Origin of the sequence: Sphingobacterium sp. G1-14 (assembly GCF_002196555.1) — a bacterium.
Lineage (GTDB): Bacteria > Bacteroidota > Bacteroidia > Sphingobacteriales > Sphingobacteriaceae > Sphingobacterium > Sphingobacterium siyangense.
In genome coordinates this window covers 5735087-5757492 of record NZ_CP021381.1, presented here as the reverse complement: position 1 = coordinate 5757492, position 22406 = coordinate 5735087, and the positions used below count along the sequence as shown (strand labels likewise).

Annotated in this window: 16 protein-coding genes; 9 read left to right on the top strand and 7 right to left on the bottom strand. The window is 41.5% G+C overall.

All coding sequences use genetic code 11. The annotated features are described in order from the left end of the window. Positions 1 to 7: 7 nt before the first annotated feature. The 7 genes from ilvB to CBM24_RS24730 form a co-directional block, all read right to left on the bottom strand. Positions 8 to 1750: a biosynthetic-type acetolactate synthase large subunit gene (gene ilvB / locus CBM24_RS24760; protein ID WP_088163105.1), complete on the bottom strand. Its 1743-nt coding sequence runs from the start codon at positions 1748 to 1750 to the stop codon at positions 8 to 10. 118 nt (positions 1751 to 1868) lie between these two features. Then, a complete protein-coding gene (ilvD, locus tag CBM24_RS24755) occupies positions 1869 to 3569 on the bottom strand; it encodes a dihydroxy-acid dehydratase (RefSeq protein WP_088163104.1) in 1701 nt (566 codons plus the stop codon). After that, entirely contained in the window at positions 3553 to 4443 is an 891-nt protein-coding gene (locus CBM24_RS24750; RefSeq protein ID WP_088163103.1) for a branched-chain amino acid transaminase, read from the bottom strand. Before CBM24_RS24750 ends, ilvD begins: the two co-directional genes overlap by 17 nt. A 398-nt stretch (positions 4444 to 4841) precedes the next feature. After that, a complete protein-coding gene (gene atpC / locus CBM24_RS24745) occupies positions 4842 to 5090 on the bottom strand; it encodes an ATP synthase F1 subunit epsilon (RefSeq protein WP_046673737.1) in 249 nt (82 codons plus the stop codon). A gap of 21 nt (positions 5091 to 5111) precedes the next feature. Continuing rightward, entirely contained in the window at positions 5112 to 6614 is a 1503-nt protein-coding gene (atpD, locus tag CBM24_RS24740; protein ID WP_075994361.1) for a F0F1 ATP synthase subunit beta, read from the bottom strand. A 366-nt stretch (positions 6615 to 6980) separates the two neighbouring features. After that, a complete protein-coding gene (locus tag CBM24_RS24735) occupies positions 6981 to 7631 on the bottom strand; it encodes a hypothetical protein (protein ID WP_088163102.1) in 651 nt (216 codons plus the stop codon). Positions 7632 to 7776: 145 nt separating this feature from the next. Next, complete coding sequence (locus CBM24_RS24730) at positions 7777 to 8481, bottom strand: NUDIX hydrolase (protein ID WP_088163101.1); 705 nt, start codon at positions 8479 to 8481, stop codon at positions 7777 to 7779. Positions 8482 to 8813: 332 nt separating this feature from the next. Here CBM24_RS24730 and CBM24_RS24725 point away from each other — a divergent pair, with 332 nt between their 5' ends. The 9 genes from CBM24_RS24725 to CBM24_RS24685 all read left to right on the top strand — a co-directional run bounded on the left by CBM24_RS24725 (position 8814) and on the right by CBM24_RS24685 (position 22400). Beyond that, positions 8814 to 10502, top strand: coding sequence for a ribulokinase (locus tag CBM24_RS24725; RefSeq protein ID WP_088163100.1), 1689 nt, complete (start codon positions 8814 to 8816; stop codon positions 10500 to 10502). Positions 10503 to 10519: 17 nt separating this feature from the next. Further along, entirely contained in the window at positions 10520 to 11212 is a 693-nt protein-coding gene (locus CBM24_RS24720) for an L-ribulose-5-phosphate 4-epimerase (protein WP_088163099.1), read from the top strand. Positions 11213 to 11254: 42 nt separating this feature from the next. Beyond that, positions 11255 to 12757, top strand: coding sequence for an L-arabinose isomerase (gene araA / locus CBM24_RS24715; protein ID WP_088163098.1), 1503 nt, complete (start codon positions 11255 to 11257; stop codon positions 12755 to 12757). Positions 12758 to 12825: 68 nt separating this feature from the next. Then, the gene (locus CBM24_RS24710) at positions 12826 to 14526 is read left to right on the top strand and encodes a sodium:solute symporter family transporter (RefSeq protein ID WP_075994355.1); all 1701 of its coding nucleotides are present in this window, start codon (positions 12826 to 12828) and stop codon (positions 14524 to 14526) included. Between the two features lie 95 nt (positions 14527 to 14621). Further along, positions 14622 to 15770 (top strand): aldose epimerase family protein, encoded by a 1149-nt coding sequence (locus tag CBM24_RS24705; RefSeq protein ID WP_088163097.1) that lies wholly within the window; start codon positions 14622 to 14624, stop codon positions 15768 to 15770. Between the two features lie 10 nt (positions 15771 to 15780). After that, a complete protein-coding gene (locus CBM24_RS24700; protein ID WP_232475626.1) occupies positions 15781 to 17325 on the top strand; it encodes an alpha-N-arabinofuranosidase in 1545 nt (514 codons plus the stop codon). A gap of 106 nt (positions 17326 to 17431) precedes the next feature. After that, entirely contained in the window at positions 17432 to 19393 is a 1962-nt protein-coding gene (locus CBM24_RS24695; protein WP_088163095.1) for an alpha-L-arabinofuranosidase C-terminal domain-containing protein, read from the top strand. Position 19394: 1 nt separating this feature from the next. Beyond that, entirely contained in the window at positions 19395 to 20447 is a 1053-nt protein-coding gene (locus tag CBM24_RS24690) for a glycoside hydrolase family 43 protein (RefSeq protein ID WP_088163094.1), read from the top strand. A gap of 33 nt (positions 20448 to 20480) precedes the next feature. Then, on the top strand, positions 20481 to 22400 hold the full coding sequence (locus CBM24_RS24685) for a family 43 glycosylhydrolase (protein WP_198385994.1): 1920 nt from the start codon (positions 20481 to 20483) through the stop codon (positions 22398 to 22400). Positions 22401 to 22406 lie beyond the last annotated feature (6 nt).

The following is a 22406-nucleotide window of genomic DNA, read 5'->3' as shown; positions in this document are numbered from 1 at the left end:
TTAAATTCTACTTTAAACGTATCTCAGATACCGATGTTCCTTGTGCAACCATTGGAAATACATTGTTTTCCTTACCTACCATCACTTCCAGTAGATATGCTCCGTCGTGATCAATCATGGTTTTCAGGGCACTACGTAGGTCTTTACGTTCCGAAATCTTCTGACCGTCGATGTAATAGCCTTTCGCTACAGCAACAAAATCAGGACTCGTGATATTCACGAATGAATAACGTCTGTCGTGGAACAATTGCTGCCACTGGCGTACCATGCCCAAGAATTCATTATTGAGGATCATGATTTTGACTTTTGCGCCAAATTGCATTATCGTTCCGAGCTCCTGGATCGTCATTTGTATACCACCATCACCGATGATTGCTACGACAGTTTTCTCTGGCGCGCCATACCAGGCACCGATTGCTGCCGGAAGACCAAAGCCCATCGTTCCTAAGCCCCCTGAGGTTACATTCGATTTGCTGTTGTTGAATTTAGCATAGCGACAAGTTACCATTTGGTGTTGACCGACGTCCGTTGTAATGATCGCATCACCGCCTGTCAATTCATTCAACACATGGATGACCTCACCCATGGTCATAATATCGGTTTGTGGGTGAAGTTCATTTTGGATGACTTCTTTGATTTCTTCTTTTTCAAGTTCACGGAATTGTGCAAGCCAAGCGGAGTGATTTGTAGCGTTTACCAATTCCGTCAGCATTGGAAGTGACTCTTTACAGTCGCCCCATACAGGTACGGTTGTCTGTACGTTTTTGTCAATCTCTGCTGGGTCTATATCCAAATGGATTACTTTTGCTTGTTTGGCATATTTGTCCAAACGACCTGTTACACGGTCATCGAAACGCATACCAATGGCTATTAAAACGTCACATTCATTGGTCATGACATTTGGCGCATAGTTACCATGCATACCCAACATCCCTACGTGAAGTTTATGATCCGTTGGAAGTGCACTTAAGCCCATGACAGTCGATGCCGACGGAATGCCAGTCTTCTCGATAAAAGCTTTGAATTCTTCCTCTGCTTTTCCAAGAATGATGCCTTGTCCAAAAAGAACAAATGGTTTTTTTGCTTTGTTGATTAACTCGGCTGCCTGCTCAACATATTCTTTACGAACTTGTGGTGCAGGTCTATAGCTACGTACGTGGTTGCATTTTTCATAACCGAAGTAATCGAACAATTGTAGCTGTGCATTTTTAGTGATATCGATCAATACCGGTCCTGGACGACCTGTGCTGGCAATATAAAATGCTTTTGCGAGTGCAGCTGGAATTTCAGTTGCGTCGGTGACTTGGTAGTTCCATTTGGTGACTGGTGCCGTGATATTGATGACATCTGTTTCCTGAAAAGCATCTGTTCCCAAGAGTGAAGCAAAGACCTGACCCGTGACACAGACGATAGGGTTACTATCGATCATGGCATCAGCCAGTCCAGTAACTAGGTTTGTTGCTCCAGGACCACTTGTCGCAAAGACGACGCCTGTACGACCTGAAGTTCTTGCATAACCTTGCGCCGCGTGGATCCCACCTTGTTCATGGCGCACTAAAATATGCTTCAGACGATCCGTATAATCATAAAGGGCATCATAGATCGGCATAATTGCGCCTCCAGGATAACCAAATACGGTATCAACTCCTTCGCTCAATAAGGCCTCCAATACAGCTTTCGATCCCGAAATTTGTGTCGGAGTTTGCTGCGCTGTAGCGGCCTTATTTTCTGTTATTTCCAGTGTACTCATTACGTTGATTTTTTTATTGTTGATTATTCAGTCTTTTTAGTATTTAGATATTAGATCTGAGACATTAAGCATCGATTGTTTAGGTCTTTATCTGCTTAATGTCTCTGTTTTTTATTTTCTACTGATCCGTTACGCAGCCTTCTGAGGCATCGGCAACAGTTTTAGCGTATTTGTATAAAACTCCTTTGTTAACTTTTAACGCTGGTTGTACCCAAGCGGCACGGCGTTGCGCGATCTCTTCATCGGAAAGTAGCACATTGATACTGTTATTTACTGCATCGATCTCGATAATGTCATCATCATGTACAAGACCGATTAATCCGCCTTTGTAAGATTCTGGTGTGATATGCCCTACGACAAAACCATGTGTTCCACCTGAGAAACGGCCATCGGTAATTAAAGCAACAGATTTACCAAGACCGGCACCAATAATCAAGGAGGTTGGTTTAAGCATTTCAGGCATGCCTGGTGCTCCAACAGGACCTTCATTTTTGATCACGACAACATCTCCTGGTTTGATTCTACCAGATGCAATACCGGCCACTAAATCATGCTCTCCATCGAATACGCGTGCAGGACCAGTGAATTTTTCACCTTCTTTACCGGAGATCTTGGCAACAGAACCTTTCTCTGCTAAGTTCCCATAAAGAATCTGTAAGTGTCCTGTAGCCTTGATTGGATCGCTCAATGGTTTGATAATCGGTTGGTCATATTCCATGATTGATTTAACATCAGCCAAGTTCTCAGCGACTGTTTTTCCTGTTACCGTAATACAGTCACCATGAAGTAAACCTTCATTTAAAAGATATTTCATGACAGCAGGAGTTCCACCAAATTGCTGAAGATCTTGCATCAAGTATTTACCGGATGGTTTGAAGTCAGCTAATACAGGGGTTTCGTCACTCATGCGTTGGAAGTCATCTTGCGTGATGTCTACGCCTACGGCTTTGCCTATTGCAATAAAGTGAAGTACAGCATTGGTACTACCACCCAAGATAACAATGGTACGTAGTGCGTTCTCAAATGCTTTACGTGTCATGATATCAGAGGGCTTGATATCTTTCTCAAGCAGCGTGCGGATATGTTGGCCTGCCTCTAAACATTCATTTTTCTTTTCTTCCGAGATCGCTGGATTGGAAGATGAGTAGGGTAAGCTCATTCCCAAGGCTTCAATTGCCGAAGCCATGGTATTTGCTGTATACATTCCGCCACAAGCACCAGCACCAGGGCAGGTATGTTTGATAATGCCTTCATAGTCTTCATCGGAAAGATTTCCGCAGATGCGTTGTCCCAATGCTTCAAATGCAGACACAATGTTTAATTCTTCACCTTTATAGTGGCCTGGAGCGATAGTACCGCCATATACCATTAAAGAAGGACGGTCTAAACGGGCCATTGCCATAATTGCACCGGGCATGTTTTTGTCACAGCCAGGAATAGAGATCAAGCCATCATAATACTGTCCACCACAGATCGTTTCGATACTATCAGCGATCACATCACGACTTACCAACGAATAACGCATCCCATCGGTACCATTGCTCATACCGTCACTGACGCCAATGGTTCCAAAGGTCAAACCTACTAAATCATTGTTCCAAACGCCCTTCTTGACAATTTGTGCCAAATCATTTAAGTGCATATTACACGTATTACCATCATATCCCATGCTGGCAATACCGACCTGTGCTTTGTCCATGTCGGCATCCGTAAGACCGATACCATAAAGCATTGCTTTTGCAGCAGGTTGCGTTTCGTCTTGTGTAAATGTACGGCTGTATTTGTTCATTGCGTTTTCGCCGTTAGATGATGACTTCATAATTTTCGTTCTCTAATACTAAATTTTTATATCTTCTTTGGATTGATGCACCTATGCTGTGTTCCCAGGCTTCTTTGTAGATGACATCATCGACTTGTTTGATTCCGATAATTTCTGCCGCAGTCCCGCATAAGAAAGCGCTGTCAGCAGTGTAAATATCTTCTACCGTCAATTGCTTTTCAATGACTTCAAAGTTTAATTTTTTACAGATGTTTTTTACAGTCTGACGTGTAATGCCCGGGAAAATATTCTTCACTGGCGGCGTATAGATTTTGAAATCCTTTTCGATGAAAATATTTTCACTGGATGCTTGGGCAACGTAGCCTTCGTGGTCGAGCATTAACGCTTCGTCGTAACCCTTCCTGATGGCTTCTGTTGTCGCAAGGATGGAGTTTACATATTGCCCAGAGATCTTTGAGTCAATTTTAAACGACTTTGGATTAGGTCTTTTGATATCAGAGATACATACCTTTAATAGGTTTTGACCAAGATATGGCCCCCATTCCCATGCTGCCATCATGATGGTTGCTTCGGTTGATGAGGTTAGGTGCATATTTGAACCGGTCAATACCAATGGACGTATATAAGCTTCTCTTAGGTTGTTGTTGGCCAAGAGCTCATAACAGATGTCGATCAGCTCTCGGTTGCTCCAACGATAGGGAATATTAACGGCTTCACACGATCTCTTTAAGCGATCGAAATGCTTGTCAGCTTTAAAGATACGTGGTCCATTGTGGGTATTATACGCACGTAAACCATCGAACACCGCATACCCATAATGCAGTGACTGTGCAAAGGGATCCAATGCTGCTTCGGAAGCTTTTACAAAAGCTCCATCTAAATAGATCAACGTGTTTTTATCGTAATATTTCATAACCCAAAATTTACCGAAGTATAATAGTTCCCTTTGTTGTGGTATTGGTGGTAAATCATGCTATCTCAAGCTTCTATAAAAACTTTCGATTTTCATTTCCTCAAGGTAGCAGGAATTACAATAATTGGCAATAGGCAAAGTGCTAATTTTGTATTTAGAATAAAATTTCATTAAATCTGTTTTTGTGAAATTTTATTTTTTAATAATTCGTTTTATTCGGTTTTATATTTTGTCAGTCGTATACCATATTTAAAATTGGTCTACAGGTGTAAAAAATTATTTTTTGTTACAATGGCCAATTTTCTTCCTAAAATGAAGAAAATGTCAAAAAAACTTTAAAAAAAAAGCTTCCGATATTTCTATCGGAAGCTTTTTAGATTTTATAAAATCGATTTGATTTAATCTCCGATAATTCCTTCAGCAAGCACGGTAATGACATTGTCTTTTGCTTCCACAACACCACCTTTAATGAACACTTCTTGTTCACCTTTACCTTGTTGAATAATTACTTTTCCATCTTCCAAAGTAGAAACAATGGCAGCGTGGTCTTTCAAAATTTGAAAAGAACCCGCAGTGCCCGGTACAGTAACAGAAGTTACTTCGCCTTCGAATGCTAATTTGTCTGGAGTGATAATTGTTAATTTCATTATTCTTAGATATAATCTAGATTAAACTGCTTCTGCTAATAATTTTTTACCTTTTTCGATAGCATCATCGATGTTACCTACTAAGTTGAAGGCAGCTTCAGGGTACTCATCTACTTCACCGTCAATGATCATATTGAAACCTTTGATGGTATCTTTGATGTCTACCAATACACCTTTTAAACCTGTAAATTGTTCTGCAACGTGGAAAGGTTGAGATAAGAAACGTTGTACACGACGTGCGCGGTGTACAGTTTGTTTATCTTCTTCAGATAATTCGTCCATACCTAAGATGGCGATGATATCTTGCAATTCTTTATAACGTTGAAGAATTTCTTTTACACGTTGTGCAGTATTATAGTGTTCGTTACCTAAAACGGCAGGAGAAAGGATACGTGATGTAGAATCCAAAGGATCCACAGCAGGGTAGATACCTAGCTCAGCGATTTTACGAGACAATACTGTAGTTGCGTCCAAGTGAGCGAAAGTTGTCGCTGGAGCAGGGTCAGTTAAGTCATCGGCAGGTACATATACAGCTTGAACCGAAGTGATTGATCCGTTTTTAGTTGAAGTGATACGCTCTTGCATTAAACCCATTTCAGTTGCCAATGTTGGTTGGTAACCTACGGCTGAAGGCATACGACCCAATAGGGCAGATACTTCAGAACCCGCTTGTGTAAAACGGAAGATATTATCGATGAAGAATAATACGTCACGGCCTTGACCTTCGCCATCACCGTCACGGAAGTATTCCGCAACTGTCAAACCTGATAAAGCAACACGCGCACGTGCACCAGGAGGCTCGTTCATTTGACCGAATACGAAAGTACATTTAGAATCTTTCATCAATTCGTGGTCAACAGTATCCAAAGGCCATTCGCCTTTTTCCATGCCTTCCATAAAGTGCTCACCATATTTGATGATACCAGACTCCAACATCTCGCGCAATAAGTCATTACCTTCACGTGTACGTTCACCTACACCGGCGAATACAGAAAGACCACCGTGACCTTTTGCGATATTGTTGATTAATTCTTGGATTAATACAGTTTTACCTACACCGGCACCACCGAATAAACCAATTTTACCACCTTTAGCATATGGCTCTAAAAGGTCAATAACTTTGATACCAGTAAAAAGTACTTCGGATTCAGTTGACAAATCTTCGAATTTAGGAGGTACGTTGTGGATAGGACGACCATTCTCTTTATTCAAATTTTGGATCCCGTCTATGGCATCACCAACTACATTGAATACACGACCTTTGATTTCTTCACCAACAGGCATTTTGATAGGAGCACCAGTATCGACAACTTCCATTCCGCGAACTAAACCTTCAGTTGCGTCCATGGCAATTGTACGTACACGATCCTGACCTAAGTGTTGTTGAACTTCTAATACAACACGTTGTCCATTTTCTTTTTGAATGTACAATGCATCGTAAATTTTAGGTAGATTTTCACTGTCGGCGAAGTTGACGTCAACAACTGGGCCGATAATCTGCGCTATTTTACCAATCTTGGGCATATTATAGGGACTAAATATTTATTAATCAATTTTATATAAGAGACATAAAAGGCCTCTTTTTTGGTCAGCAAAAATAAGGTTATTCGTTTTTAAAAACAAATAGAATTTGCAATTAAATTACAATTTTATTAATGTAGGTCAAAATGTTATCGATTGTAATTCTGTATGTTTCGATTTCTATACCTGCAAATATAGTTTTTCTCTTTTATCCGGCGATGTATTTTTGAAGTTTACAGCTTTACTTCGCTGAATCTTTTATTCGTTTAGGAATGGAACCTGATTAAATAAAATCGACCTGTAATGGAGTGCCTCTAGGATTCGTTACAGGTCGATCGAAATAAATCTGCTATTTTATGAAAAGCAGGACTAGATTTTTTTGTTTAATTCGTCCTGCAACTGGCGCTTGAGCAATTGTTCCTTTTCCATGGATTTTTTGCGGAAAGTAGCGAATTCCTCTTGCGATTGCTCGGCGGTTTTTTGGAATTCCACCGTGTCCACTTTCGCTTTCCGATAAGAAAATAAAAAGATAAATGCTGCTACTGCCAATACCGCAATGATCGTCCAAACAACAGTATTGTAAAAAGTTTTGGATGTATTGATTCCCAAGAAAGAGAAACTTTCTGTTTTTTCCTTCTCCTGTGCCAACTGATCCTTTAAAACCTGAATTGAATCTTGTAAAGTTTTGGTATTGGACGTATAGTTGCTTGAAGATGATTTTAAAGAGCTGATTTCCTTGTGGAGTTTTGCTACGGTATCAATTACATTTCGTTTCACAATATCAAGGTTGGTTTTTCGTACCATCTTGAAATCATAGTTGTTTTTCGAAATATAATTCAGGTGGTCAAATTGATTCGCCAAACTTCCTTTTTTTAATCCATCCGGACTGTACTTGAAGGCATTATCCTGTTGTGCTGCTGTAGTGGCGGGAGCCGCAGCAGGAGTTTGCGCCTTCAATAGCGTATGGGATGAAATAAATAAAATCGTAAAGAATATAAATGCTAATCTCAATTTGCTCATGTTGTTTATTTTATAAAATGCGTTAATCTAGCTTATCCTAATTGTAAAACTAGGATATACCTGTGATAAATATAAGGAATTATTGAAAAAACGAAAATGTTAAGTGAAATATATTCCAATACATACCTGATTTTCCGTCACTTTATTATGATTCGATCGACCAACTTGGCAAATACCGTAAAAAGGACATAATCTTTTCTTTATAGATTGCCGTGTTTAGTTTGAAATAGTAAGCTCCTTTTTTTGAGTTTTCCTTATCCTTTTCCTCCAGTTTGATGATGAGGTCTGAGGAAAGCAGTTTTCGGCTGAAATTGCGCTTATCCAACTCGATATTGTAAACGCCCTCGTAAAGTGCTGCAATCTGGGGAATCGTGAATTTCTCAGGCAGCAGTTCAAATAATATCGGATACAAGGCTGCTTTCATGCGTAGGCGGTGCTGTGCCGAAGCGATCATCTGATCATGATCGAAGATCAGTGTTGGATGCTTCTGTAATGGAAACCATTGAGCTTCGTAATCGTCACTGAGGATATGTTTATATTGCTGCGTATCAATCAGCGCAAAATAACAGATACTGACAACCCTGTCGCTAGGTTCACGCTTAGGTTCACCGAATACACTACATTGTTCCATGTATACATTTTCAAGTCCTGTTAACTGTTTGAGCACCCGGCTCGCCGCCTCTTCCGGACTTTCGTCAGATTGAACGAAACCACCCATCAGACTCCATTTATTTCTTTCTGGTTCGAAATCACGTTTAATTAAAAGTACTTCAAGGGATTCGCCGTTAAATCCAAATATGATACAGTCTACTGCCAAAAGGATCCCTGAATCTTTTTTATAATATTCCATCGTCTATCGTTTTATCTTTTTATCTGACACCACCCCATTTATTCCACGAGCAAAACTATGTAAAAAAGTAAATAGCTAAAAATAAGTATAATAATTGTCTGACACATCCCTTTAAAAGGGCTTTTATACGCCTATGTCAGGAATTCGGGTTAACCATAATTTGCTGCTATGAAGTTAGCTCTATTTTTTAAATATGAAAATTTTCTTTCATATTTAAAAAAATAAATGTTTATTTGACACTAATTATTTTTTCAAGGCGAACTTCAGAAAGGGGGGGATTGAAGAATAAGGCATTAGAGACAATTATAAGTTATAAACCAAATTCAGCAAAAATGAATAAATCGTATGTCATTGGGGTGGACTATGGAAGTGATTCGGTCCGTTCGGTATTGGTTGATGCTAACAATGGCGAGGAGATAGCTTCTTCTGTATTTTACTACCCGCGTTGGAAAAGAGGGGAGTATTGTGATGCTGCTTTAAGTCAGTTTAGACAGCACCCGTTGGATTATATCGAAGGCTTGGAAGCAACAATAAAAGATTGTTTGCTCAAATCGGAAATCGACAATATTGGCGCAGCTGTAAAAGCAATTTCCGTGGATACAACGGGATCTACTCCAGTTGCCGTAAACGCAGCCGGGGTTCCATTGGCGTTGTTGGACGAGTTTAAAGACAACCCCAATGCCATGTTTGTTTTATGGAAAGATCATACAGCTGTTGGAGAGGCCAAAGAAATTAACCTGCACAATCAAAATAGTTCGGTGGATTATTTGAAGTATGTGGGCGGAGTATACTCTTCGGAATGGTTCTGGGCGAAATTACTTCATGTTTTTAGGGCTGATGAAAAGGTCCGTGCCGCCACATATAGCTGGGTTGAGCATTGTGATTATATTCCTTTTCTATTGACAGGGGGAACACAGGTGTCTGCTATGAAGCGTGGGGTCTGTTCAGCGGGGCATAAATCGCTTTGGGCCGAAGAATTTGATGGCCTACCTCCAAATTCTTTCTTTTCAACACTTGATCCATTGCTGGATGGTTTGGTTGATCGTTTGTTTTCCGAAACATACACTGCTGATCAATCTGCTGGTCAGCTTTCGGAAGAATGGGCGCAACGATTAGGTCTTACAACATCAGTCGTTGTTGGTGTAGGAGCATTTGACTGTCATATGGGTGCAGTCGGAGGGCAAATTGAGCCATATTATCTGAGTAAGGTAATGGGGACATCGACCTGTGATATGCTAGTTGCCCCAAAGGAGGAAGTTCAGCATACGTTGGTCAGGGGAATCTGCGGTCAGGTAGACGGTTCAATTATACCGGGAATGATTGGTATGGAAGCTGGGCAATCGGCATTTGGAGATGCTTACGCTTGGCTGAAACAGGTGTTACTGTGGCCAACGAAAAATTTGATACAAGATATTGAAGAGATCGAAGCGCATACTCGTGAACAGTTGATGGCAACTCTGGAAGAGAAACTCTTGTTCAGTCTAAGTGAGCAGGCTGCATTACTTCCCGTAACGGCAACATCTGAATTAGCTTTGGACTGGCTCAATGGTCGTCGAACTCCGGATGCGGATCAATCCTTGAAAGGAGCGATTACAGGTTTGCACCTCGGAACAGATGCACCTCGGATCTTCAGGGCGATTGTCGAAGCGACTTGTTTTGGCGCAAAGGCTATTGTTGACCGTTTCGTGGAGCAGGGTATTCCGGTAAGAGGTTTGATCGGTTTAGGCGGAGTTGCAAAGAAGTCACCTTTTATTATGCAAATGATGGCCAATGTGATGAATATGCCTATTCGTATTCATAAAAGTGAACAGACTTGTGCCATTGGCGCAGCAATGTTCGCCGCAACAGCTGCTGGTTTATATGACCGGGTTGAGGATGCTATGAAGGCAATGGGGCAAGGTTTTGAACGAACTTACATACCTGAGGAAAAATGGGTAACCATCTATGCCGAACGCTATGAATATTACAAGGCTTTGGGAGCTTTCATCGAAGGAAAGGAATCGCTCGCCATTACTGTTTAACCATTCAAATTTTAATCATGTATAATTCAATTAAAGAAGAAGCCTACCATTGCAATATGCAATTGCCCCAGCTGGGATTGGTGCTTTTTACATTTGGAAATGTGAGCGTTGTCGATCGTCGTCAGGAAGTTTTTGCGATTAAACCAAGTGGGGTCCCATATGAAGAGCTTTCACCGGAACATATGGTGATTGTAGACTTCGATGGTCAGGTGGTTGAGGGGAATCTTCGGCCATCATCAGATACGAAAACTCACGCGCTACTGTATAAACATTGGAAGGAAATCGGTGGGATCACCCACACGCACTCCACCTATGCGACAGCATGGGCACAGGCGCAACGGGATATTCCCATTTTCGGAACGACACATGCAGATCATTTGACTGTAGATATTCCCTGTGCTCCACCAATGCACGATGAGATGATCGCCGGAAACTACGAGCATGAAACGGGGTTTCAGATTATCAATCACTTTGCCGAAAATAAGCTGGATTATAAAGAGGTGGAAATGATTCTGGTTGGTAACCACGCGCCGTTTGCCTGGGGTAAAACTGGAACAAAGTCTGTTTATAACAGTGCAGTATTGGAACAGGTTGCTAAAATGGCTTGGTTGACAGAACAAATCAATCCGAATGCGCCTCGATTAAAGCCTGCACTGATCAAAAAGCATTACGAAAGGAAGCATGGGGCCAACGCCTATTATGGTCAATAATTTTTAGTAATAAAAAATCTATAGCAAAAACTACAATTTAACATGAATATCAATTTAAAAGAGCTTGAGGTCTGGTTTATCGTGGGAAGCCAAGACCTATATGGTGAAGAAACCTTGCGACAAGTTACCCTACATGCTGAGGAAATAGCCAATTATTTACATGCCCAAGCAGCGATTCCAGTAGCGGTAAAATATAAACCGATCGTAAAAAATACGGACGAGATTTATGCAACATTGGCAGCCGCCAACAATGAAAAAAACTGTATTGGCGTTATTACTTGGATGCATACATTTTCACCTGCAAAGATGTGGATCCGAGGATTAAAAGCATTGCAAAAGCCATTGTTGCATCTGCATACACAGTATAACCAAGATATCCCATGGAATAGTATCGATATGGATTTTATGAATCTCAACCAAAGTGCGCATGGCGATCGCGAATTTGGACATATCGTTAGCCGCTTAAAAATAGGTCGTAAAGTCGTTACCGGGCATTGGCAAGATGCGGAAGTGTTGGAACGGATTAATGTTTGGGCACGTGCAGCCGCGGGATGGCACGACTGGCAGGGGGCTAAGTTTGCACGATTCGGCGATAACATGCGTTATGTGGCTGTTACAGATGGCGATAAAGTAGAGGCAGAGGCGCAATTTGGTTTCGCTGTAAACACCTATGCCATTGGTGATTTGGTAGCGGTTATCAATGCGAGTACGGAAGCGGAAATCGCGGCATTATTAGCGGAGTACGAAGCGACTTATGAACTTGCCGAAAACGTGAAAGCTGACGGTGAATATCGTGCTAACCTCATCGAAGCTGCTAAAATAGAAATTGGCCTACGGAAATTTTTGGAACAAGGAAACTTTAAAGGTTTTACGGATACTTTTGAGGATCTGCATGGGATGGTACAACTTCCGGGCTTGGCAGTACAGCGTTTAATGGCTGAGGGGTATGGTTTTGCCGGCGAAGGGGATTGGAAGACTCCGGCTTTGGTGCGCGCTTGCAAAGTAATGGGTGCAGGATTAGCTGGAACAACCGCATTTATGGAGGACTACACTTACCATTTTGATCCGCAGAATCCCATGGTACTTGGCTCGCATATGTTAGAAGTAGACCCCGCTTTAGCAACTGGAAAACCGCGTATAGAAGTACATCCGCTAGGAATTGGCGGCAAGGCGGATCCTGCCCGTTTGGTTTTCAATGGCCAGAGCGGAGATGCATTGAATGCCTCTTTGGTCGATATGGGAACGCGTTTTCGTTTGATCGTGAATAAAGTACAAGGTGTTGCTGTGGAAGAAGAGTTACCTAAGCTTCCTGTTGCGCGTGTGTTATGGAAACCGCTGCCAGATATGAAAACAGGCTGTAGTGCCTGGATTGTGGCAGGGGGGGCGCACCATACAGCCTACAGCTTGAGCTTAACACCCGAATACCTGGAAGATTTTGCACGTATTGCCGGACTGGAATATGTATTGATTGACGAGGATACTACGGTAGCGAAACTCGAAGATCAATTGAAATGGAATGAACTATATTATTTACTGAGTAAATAATAACCTAAGCCATTTATACCTGCTCTTCGGGTATAAATGGCTTATAGATAATAACCAATTTGGGAAATATGGAAAAATTTGCAACGGTAGATTACATCATCTTCGTAATTTACTTCTTTATTGTAGCCGGTTATGGCTACTGGATTTATCGTAAAAAGACGAATAGTTTAAGCAGTAGCAAGGACTACTTTCTGGCGGAGGGATCATTGACTTGGTGGGCCATAGGTTCTTCGTTGATCGCATCGAATATTTCTGCTGAGCAGTTTATTGGTATGAGCGGTAATGGATTTGAGGTCGGTATTGCTGTAGCCGCTTATGAGCTCATTGCTGCGGTAGCGCTAATTATTGTTGCGGTTTGGTTTATTCCGGTCTATCTGAAAAACAAGATTTTCACGATGCCCCAGTTTTTGAACAACCGATACAATGAAACGACGAGTCTCATTATGGCAATCTTTTGGTTGTTTTTGTACGTTTTTGTCAATCTGACCTCCATTTTGTATCTCGGGGCAATCGCCATTTCGAGTATGGCCGGAGGTGGCGACAGTTTCCACACCATTACAGTTGCTTTAGCTGTATTTGCCGTTATCATTACGCTGGGTGGAATGCGTGTTATTGGTTTTACAGATGTGATTCAGGTTGTTGTATTAATTATTGGTGGTATAGCAACGACCTATGTGGCATTGACCTTGGTCAGTGAACATTTTGGTTTGGGACAAGACGCCTTAGCGGGATTCAATAAACTGATGGAGGATTCGCCGGAGCATTTTAACCTATTTGTCGATAAACCTGGACCGGGTGCCAGTCAGGAAGATATCAATAAATATCTGATGCTGCCTGGAATAGGGATGTACCTTGCTGGGATCTGGATTGTCAACCTAAATTACTGGGGCTGTAACCAATACATCACACAACGCGCTTTGGGAGCTGATTTAAAGACCGCACGTACAGGGATTCTTTTTGCGGGATTTCTAAAGTTGTTTATGCCGATTATCGTCATGCTTCCAGGAATCGCTGCTTATGTGCTTTATAAAAATGGCGCGTTACAGCACGAAATGGCTCCTGGAGGGGTATTTCATGCCGATAATGCGTACTCGGCGATATTGGGCTATCTGCCAAATGGAATGAAAGGACTCGCGCTGGCGGCGCTTACAGCGGCTATTGTGGCCGGATTGGCCGGAAAGGCGAATAGTATCGCAACGATCTTCACATTGGATATTTTTAAAAAATACATCAATAAAGATGCGAGCGAAGCAAAAATGGTCTGGGTTGGAAAGATAACAATTGTGATCTCTATTCTACTTTCTGTTTTATTTACCTGGAATGATGCGCTGGGCATCGGTGGCGCCGGAGGATTTACTTTTATCCAAAAATATACAGGCTTTATCAGTCCGGGTGTTTTTGCGATGTTTTTGCTAGGTATGTTCTGGAAAAGGACTACGGGTGCAGCCGCCATTACTGGCCTGGTTACGGGATTTGCATTGTCGGTATTTTTCAACGAGTTTGCAACAAAAGTTTTCGGACCAGAAACATGGATCTATACGGCATATCTTAACAAAGCGGGCGTTTATGAAATTCCATTTCAGATATGTATGGGATTAGCATTTGTGTTTACGATGATCGCTATGATTGCTGTCAGCTTATTTGGACCAAAAGTTAATCCAAAAGCTTTTGTATTGGATCGATCGATGTTTAAAGTGGAACCGTCCGTATTGGCATTAATTGTTGTGACTTTATTGTTGGTGACTGCTATCTATGTGCGTTTTTGGTAGAAATGTTGCCATTTGAATAATTAAATGATTATGAACCATTCCTAATTAAAATTAGGAAGCCTCCATCGGACCGATGGGGTAAAACTTAATTGCAGATGAATAAGAAAATTATTATTGGTTTGTTGACTTGTGCTTCATTGGCTTATGGCTGCCAGTCTTCATCAACTCAAAGTAAACAAGCAGCGACCTTGGCTGACTCTACCTCCAACCAAGCTTTTGATAGCCAGATTGATGGTAAAGAAGTTAAACTATTCCATCTCAAGAATAACAGACTCGCTATTACATTGACAAATTATGGCGCACGCCTGGTAAGTTTAAAAGTGCCAGATAAAGACGGTAAATTGACTGATGTGATTTTGGGCTATGATTCGGCCAAAGAATACAAGGATAACTATAATAATTTTTACGGCGCAATTGTAGGGCGTTATGGGAATCGGATTGGCAAAGCGTCATTTAAACTGAATGGAGAGGTTTATTCTTTAGAAAAGAATGATGGCGAGAATTCACTTCATGGCGGTACCAATGGCGTTTACAATAAAGTGTGGGATGTCGTCAGTAACACTTCGACATCAATCACATTAGCCTATACCTCACCTGATAAAGAAGCTGGTTATCCGGGAACGGTCAAGATGGAGGTTACCTATACCCTGGAGGACAATGGTGCTTTGGCCATAGCCTATCAGGCGACAACAGATAAAGAGACGGTCTTAAATCTGACCAACCATGCTTATTTTAACCTCAATGGGGCCGGAGATTCTTCTATTTTGGATCATGAACTTCAAATTGATGCAAAGGCAATTACCGAAGTTGACAATACCTTGATTCCAACTGGAAAGAGTTTGCCTGTAGCGGGCACAGCATTCGATTTTACAAAACCTACACGTATTGGCGCTCGTATTGAAGATGAAAATGCACAACTGAAGATCGGAAAAGGCTATGACCATAATTTTGAACTAAACAAGAAGGATGGTTTTCAGAAGGTCGCACAGGTGTATGCTGCTAAAACGGGTATTGAAATGGACATCTACACAACCGAACCTGGTTTACAGTTTTACAGTGGTAATTTTATGAAGGATTCTGACCCTAAAGGGAAAGAAGGAAAAGTGTATCCATTCCGTTCTGCTTTCTGTTTGGAGACACAACATTTTCCAGATGCACCAAATCACCCCAATTTTACATCAACGGTGTTAAAACCTGGAGAAAAATATAGTTCAAAAACAACCTACCAATTCAGTGTGAAATAATAAAATCTATATGATGAAGCTAAGATTAAAATTAGGCGTTGTTTTTACGTTGGCCACTGGATTACTGTATGGACAGAGTAGTGTAAAATTAGAAACGCCGCAGCAGGAGCAGATTATAAGTCGACATATCTATGGACATTTTGCCGAGCATTTGGGACGCTGTATTTATGATGGATTTTATGTCGGGGAGAAAAATGACTCAATTCCCCACGCCGATGGCGTCCGGAAAGATGTTATCGAAGCCCTTAAGAATTTGAACATTCCCAATTTACGTTGGCCGGGTGGATGTTTTGCCGATACCTATCATTGGAAGGATGGAGTTGGGCCCAAAGCGCAGCGTCCTGCTATCGTAAACAACTGGTGGGGTGGCGTGACAGAGGATAATTCTTTTGGTACACACGATTTTCTCAACATGTGTGAATTGCTTGGAGCGGAACCTTATCTGGCGGGTAATGTGGGTAGCGGTGAGGTACAGGAGCTTGCCGACTGGGTACAGTATGTGAATTTTAAAGGAGAAAGCCCCATGTCGGATTGGCGACGAAAAAATGGTCGGCAGGAACCTTGGAAGGTAAAATTCTGGGGCGTAGGAAATGAAGCCTGGGGCTGTGGTGGAAATATGACCGCCGATTACTACACCGACATTTATCGCAAATACGCCACTTTTATGTCGGATTGGACCAATGGAAGTGGTTTGTATCGGATAGCATCAGGAGCTAACAGTGCAGATTACAATTGGACGGAGACACTCATGAAGAAAATTCCGAGCGGTTTGATGAAAGGCATGGGACTTCATCACTATGCAGTGATCAACTGGGATAATAAGGGCTCTGCGACCCAATATTCGGAGGAGGAGTATTTTAAAACCATGAAATCAGCTTGGTTTATGAATGAGCTCGTGGAAAAGAATATCGCCATTATGGACAAATACGATCCGAAAGGACTTGTGGATCTGATCGTAGACGAATGGGGGGGCTGGTATGCGGTAGAGCCTGGTACGAATCCGGGTTTTCTCTACCAACAAAATACCATGCGTGATGCCATGATTGCAGGAATGACACTCAATATCTTTAACAATCATGCTCGTCGGGTGAAGATGGCCAATCTAGCGCAGGCTGTGAATGTATTGCAGGCGGTTATTCTAACAGAAGGAAAGAATATGATTTTGACCCCGACTTATCATGTGATGGAAATGTATAAGGTACATCAGGATGCTAAGTTAATTCCTATTTCCCTGCAATCAACGGATTTTGAATTTAACCAGGAAAAAATTCCGGCCGTTTCGGTTTCAGCATCACAAGACAAGCAGGGCCGTACTCATATCTCCTTGGTAAATATTGACCCGAAAAAGAATAATAAGGTACGTGTGGATCTCGGTTCAGTGAAAGCTGCAAAAATTTCAGGCCGAATCCTTACTGCGGAGAATCTACGCGATTATAATTCCTTCCAAAAACCCACAACAATTAAACCTGTTGTGTACAATAAGGCAAAGGCAGTGAATGGTGCCATTGAAGTGGACATTCCGGCATTTTCAGTTATTGTATTGGAATTAATATAACAGCCAATTTTGATAGGGTTGTCATGTTGTGCTACCCTATTTATGCTGTTATAGCTGGTTTAAAAACCTGAAATGATAAATTATTGTTGAACAAATACATATAGGGATGAAAAGAGTAGTGTCGACACTGTTACTGTTAGCGAGCTTGGGCTCTTCAGCAATGGCACAGTCACCGATAACATTAAATATTGCATTGGATAAACCTACAGGCAAAATATCGCCGCATATGTGGGGCGTCTTTTTTGAAGATATCAATCTTGGTGCTGATGGGGGAATCTATGCGGAATTGGTAAAGAATAGATCATTTGAGTTTGATCAGCCTTGGATGGGCTGGAAAAAGCTTGAAAATGGCCCTGAGGGAACCTACCTGCTGTTAAACGATAGTAAACGTAAAGGCAACAAACGTTATTTAAGGATAAACAATGCGGCTAATCTGAAATTAGGGCTACAAAATGAAGGCTTTAGAGGAATGGGTGTGAAAGCGGGTGCAGCATATGAGTTTTCTGTACAATATCAAAATGCTGCTAAGGGGATGAAAATCCATGTTGAGTTGCTCGATCAACAGAATAAGGTTATTGGTGCAGCTGAACTTCCACTTGAACCCGTCGGATCATGGTCTGAAGCTGCAGTCAAATTTCCTGTCAACCAAACGACAGATAAAGCCAAATTAAATGTTTGGTTTACAGGGGCGGGTACGTTAGACGTGGATATGCTTTCGTTATTTCCAGTAGACACCTGGAAAGGGAGACCGAAGGGGTTGCGTAAAGATATGGTTCAGATGCTTGCCGATATGAAACCCGGCTTTATCCGTTTTCCCGGAGGCTGTATTGTTGAAGGGAAAGATTTGGCTAATCGCTTTCAATGGAAAAAAACTGTTGGACCAATAACGGAAAGGGAATTGATTATCAACCGGTGGAATACCGAATTCAGCCATCGGCTGACACCTGATTATTTTCAGACTTTTGGTTTAGGATTTTATGAATACTTTTTACTCGCAGAAGATATTGGAGCATCTCCAGTTCCCATTCTCAATTGCGGTATGGCCTGCCAATTTAATACCGGAGAACTTGTACCATTGGACGAACTTGATACCTATGTTCAAGACGCTTTGGACCTGATTGAATTTGCCAATGGCCCAACAGATACAAAATGGGGGAAATTACGGGCGGATATGGGGCACCCTGAACCTTTCCACCTCAAAATGCTGGGAGTTGGAAATGAAAATTGGGGTCCGCAATACATCGAGCGGTTGACCGTCTTCAAGAAAGCGTTAAACGAAAAGCATCCTGAGATCAAAATTATCGCCAGTTCGGGCACTGATCCCGAAGGAGATCGTTTTGACTTCTTAAATGATAAGCTGCGGGCGATGAATATCAATATCATTGATGAACATTATTACCGTCCACCATCCTGGTTTCTGTCTAGCGCCAATCGCTATGATAATTACGCTAGAAATGGGGCGAAAATTTTCGCAGGGGAATATGCTTCGCATACGACGCGACCAAACGGCCCAGGGAAAAGTACCTGGGAGGCGGCCCTCTCGGAAGCCGCTTTCATGACGGGCCTGGAACGAAATGGCGACGTGGTAGAGATGGCATCTTATGCGCCATTATTCGGTCATGTCGATGGCTGGCAGTGGTCTCCAGATTTAATTTGGGTGGATAACTTGCAGGTATATGGAACACCGAGCTACCAAGTACAAAAATTATATGCTACCAATAAAGGAACAAGCATTGTTCCGATCAAACGGGATGGTGAATTCGTAGCTGGCAAAGATAGCTTGTATGCTTCTGCAGTATATGATGAGACTTTGCAGCAGTTGATTGTGAAGGTCGTCAATTATACCAGTCAGCCAAGGCAGTTAAATTTAGATGTATTGACGAAAAAGAAATTGTCAGCGACAGCGCAAAAGATTACATTGTCTAATGTAGATCTGAGCGTGAGCAATAGTCTAGAAGAACCGTTAAATATTCGTCCAAAAGAAGAATCTATAACTTATAAGGGTAAAAATCTGATGGAAACGTTCGCACCCTATTCCTTGACCTTGATAAAATTGACCTTGAAATAAGATGAATATCCGCATACTCTTTTTTACTACCCTGATTCTATTTGCACATAACGTGTTTGCACAGGTAGAGGAATCGGATCTGGCTGCTTACCTGATGGTTTATTTTAAGGATGAAAGCCATGGTCTGTATGTTGCTGTCAGTCAGGATGGCTATTCTTTCACCGATATCAATAAAGGAAAACCGATCATTGCTGGCGATAGCATTGCACAGCAGAAAGGTATTCGGGATCCCTATATCATTCGCGGAAAAGATGGTTATTTTTATATGGTCATGACGGATTTACATATCTACGCACAAAAGAAGGGTTATAGAAATACGGAATGGGAGCGTGACGGAGTCGCATTTGGATGGGGTAACAACCGGGGTATTGTCTTAATGAAATCGACTGATTTAATTCACTGGAACCATACGGAGCTCTACTTGGAGAAAGCCTTTCAAGGTTGGGGAAATGTAGGCTCCTTCTGGGCTCCCGAACTCATCTATGATGATCGTACAGGGAAGATGATGATTTATTTTACGATGCGGTTTGGCAATGGACTGAATCAGCTCTATTACGCCTATTTAAATAAGGAATTTACAGCATTTGAATCAGAACCAGAGCTTTTGTTTCAATACCCCAAAGCAAATAAAAATTACATCGATGGCGATATTACGAAAGTGGGCAATAAATACCATCTTTTTTATGTTGCCCACGATGGTATTCCGGGCATTAAGCAAGCTGTTTCAGATTATCCAAATGGCCCTTATCAGTACGATGATCGCTTCTATGATCCTGAGCCGGAAGCATGCGAAGCGCCAAATGTGTGGAAAAGGATAGGGGAAGATAAATGGGTTTTGATGTATGATATCTATGGGATATCGCCCCATAATTTTGGCTTCAGTGAAACAACAGATTTTAAAAATTTTGTTGATCTAGGACACTTTAATGCAGGTAAAATGAAATCCACTAATTTCACTTCGCCTAAACATGGCGCTGTCATCCCAATAACAAAGCAAGAGTTGGAGCGCTTAGCGAAGCATTGGCAGTTTGATTTGTCGATGCAAAAAAAATAGTAATGTGCTATTTACAAATGAAATAACTTTTTTATGAATAAAAGAGAGTTGATATCCCTCATGGGAGTTGTTGGTTTGATAATGGCTGCCTTGTGTTCCGTATCGGCACAGGAATATAAAGCGGGACCATCGGAAAAAGATTTCGCGGGTTATCTATTTACCTATTTTAAAGGTAATGCAATTGCGGATGAGGCCGTATGTTTTGCGATTAGTACTGACGGTTATACATTCAGGGCACTGAACAATAATCAGCCCATATTGGATTCTAAACGCATCAGCAGTACAGGTGGCGTAAGGGATCCACATATTTTACGGGCCGAGGACGGAAAATCATTTTATATGGTGCTAACGGATATGACGGCATCCAAAGGATGGGATTCTAACCGAGCCATGGTTTTGTTAAAATCTACAGATTTGATCCACTGGGAGCATCATGTGATTAACATCCAACAACGTTATCAAGGGCAGAAAGACTTAAAAAGGGTTTGGGCGCCCCAGACTATATTTGATCCAAGTGTAGGTAAATATATGGTTTACTGGTCCATGAAATATGGAGATCAACCCGATGTGATTTATTATGCCTATGCTAATCGCGATTTTACGGATCTAGAGGGTGAACCTAAGGTGTTGTTCTTGCCTAAAAACGGTCAATCTTGTATAGATGGGGATATTATTGTTAAAAACGGCTTATTCCATTTGTTTTATAAAACTGAGGGGAACGGGAAAGGGATAAAACAGGCGATCACAGATTCATTGACTTCGGGGAAATGGGTTGAACAACCTGGTTATAAACAGGCAACAGCAGACGATGTGGAAGGATCTGGGATTTTTAAACGCAATCAATCAGACACCTATATCTTGATGTATGATGTTTATAAAAAGGGGAAATACCAGTTTTGTGAATCTCAGGATCTAGATCATTTTAAAGCAATAGATCAACAGATTGATATGGATTTTCATCCTAGACATGGCACTATTTTACCGCTTTCAAGAAATGAGTTGAATAAATTGATACAACATTGGGGAAAACCAGCTGATATCACATTGAACAATGTGAAAAATCCTATATTGGAGGGATTTTACGCGGATCCAGATGTATTGTACTCTAATAAGACAAAGAAATATTATATCTATCCAACGAGTGATGGCTTTGACGGTTGGGGGGGATATTACTTCAAAACCTTTTCTTCTACTGATTTGATAGCATGGAAAGATGAGGGAGTAATATTAGATTTAAAAAAAGATGTCCTATGGGGCAACCACCATGCCTGGGCGCCGACGATCACAGAGAAGAAAGTCAAGGGTGGGTATAAATATTATTATTATTTTACAGCAGCTCAGAAAATCGGTGTTGCAGTAGCAGACTCACCAACCGGTCCTTTTAAAGATTCAGGTAAACCGCTGATAGACTTCAAACCAAATGGCGTAAAGGGAGGCCAAGAGATCGATCCAGCTGTTTTCACTGATCCCAAAACCAATAAGAGTTATCTTTATTGGGGAAATGGTCATCTTGCTGTAGCCGAACTTAATAAGGACATGGTGACAATCAAGGAAAATACGATCAAATTATTGACCCCCGATAGAACATTCCGTGAAGGAACTTATGTCTTTTTCCGGAAAGGGATTTATTATTTCCTATGGTCGGAAAATGATACACGTAGCGAAAATTATCGGGTTCGTTATGGAACTTCAACCTCTCCTTTGGGACCCATTCAAATCCCCGAAGATAATCTTATCTTGCAGAAAGATGTTGCTCTTGGAATTTATGGCACGGGGCACAATTCGGTATTGCAGCTGTCAGGAAAAGACGAATGGTACATTGTTTATCATCGATTTAACTATCCCAAGGGAATTACGATGGGCGAAGCTGCTGGGTATAACCGGGAAGTTTGTATGGACAAATTGCTGTTTGGTACAGATGGGAAAATTCTTCCAGTCGTACCGAGTCATTAAAATGGG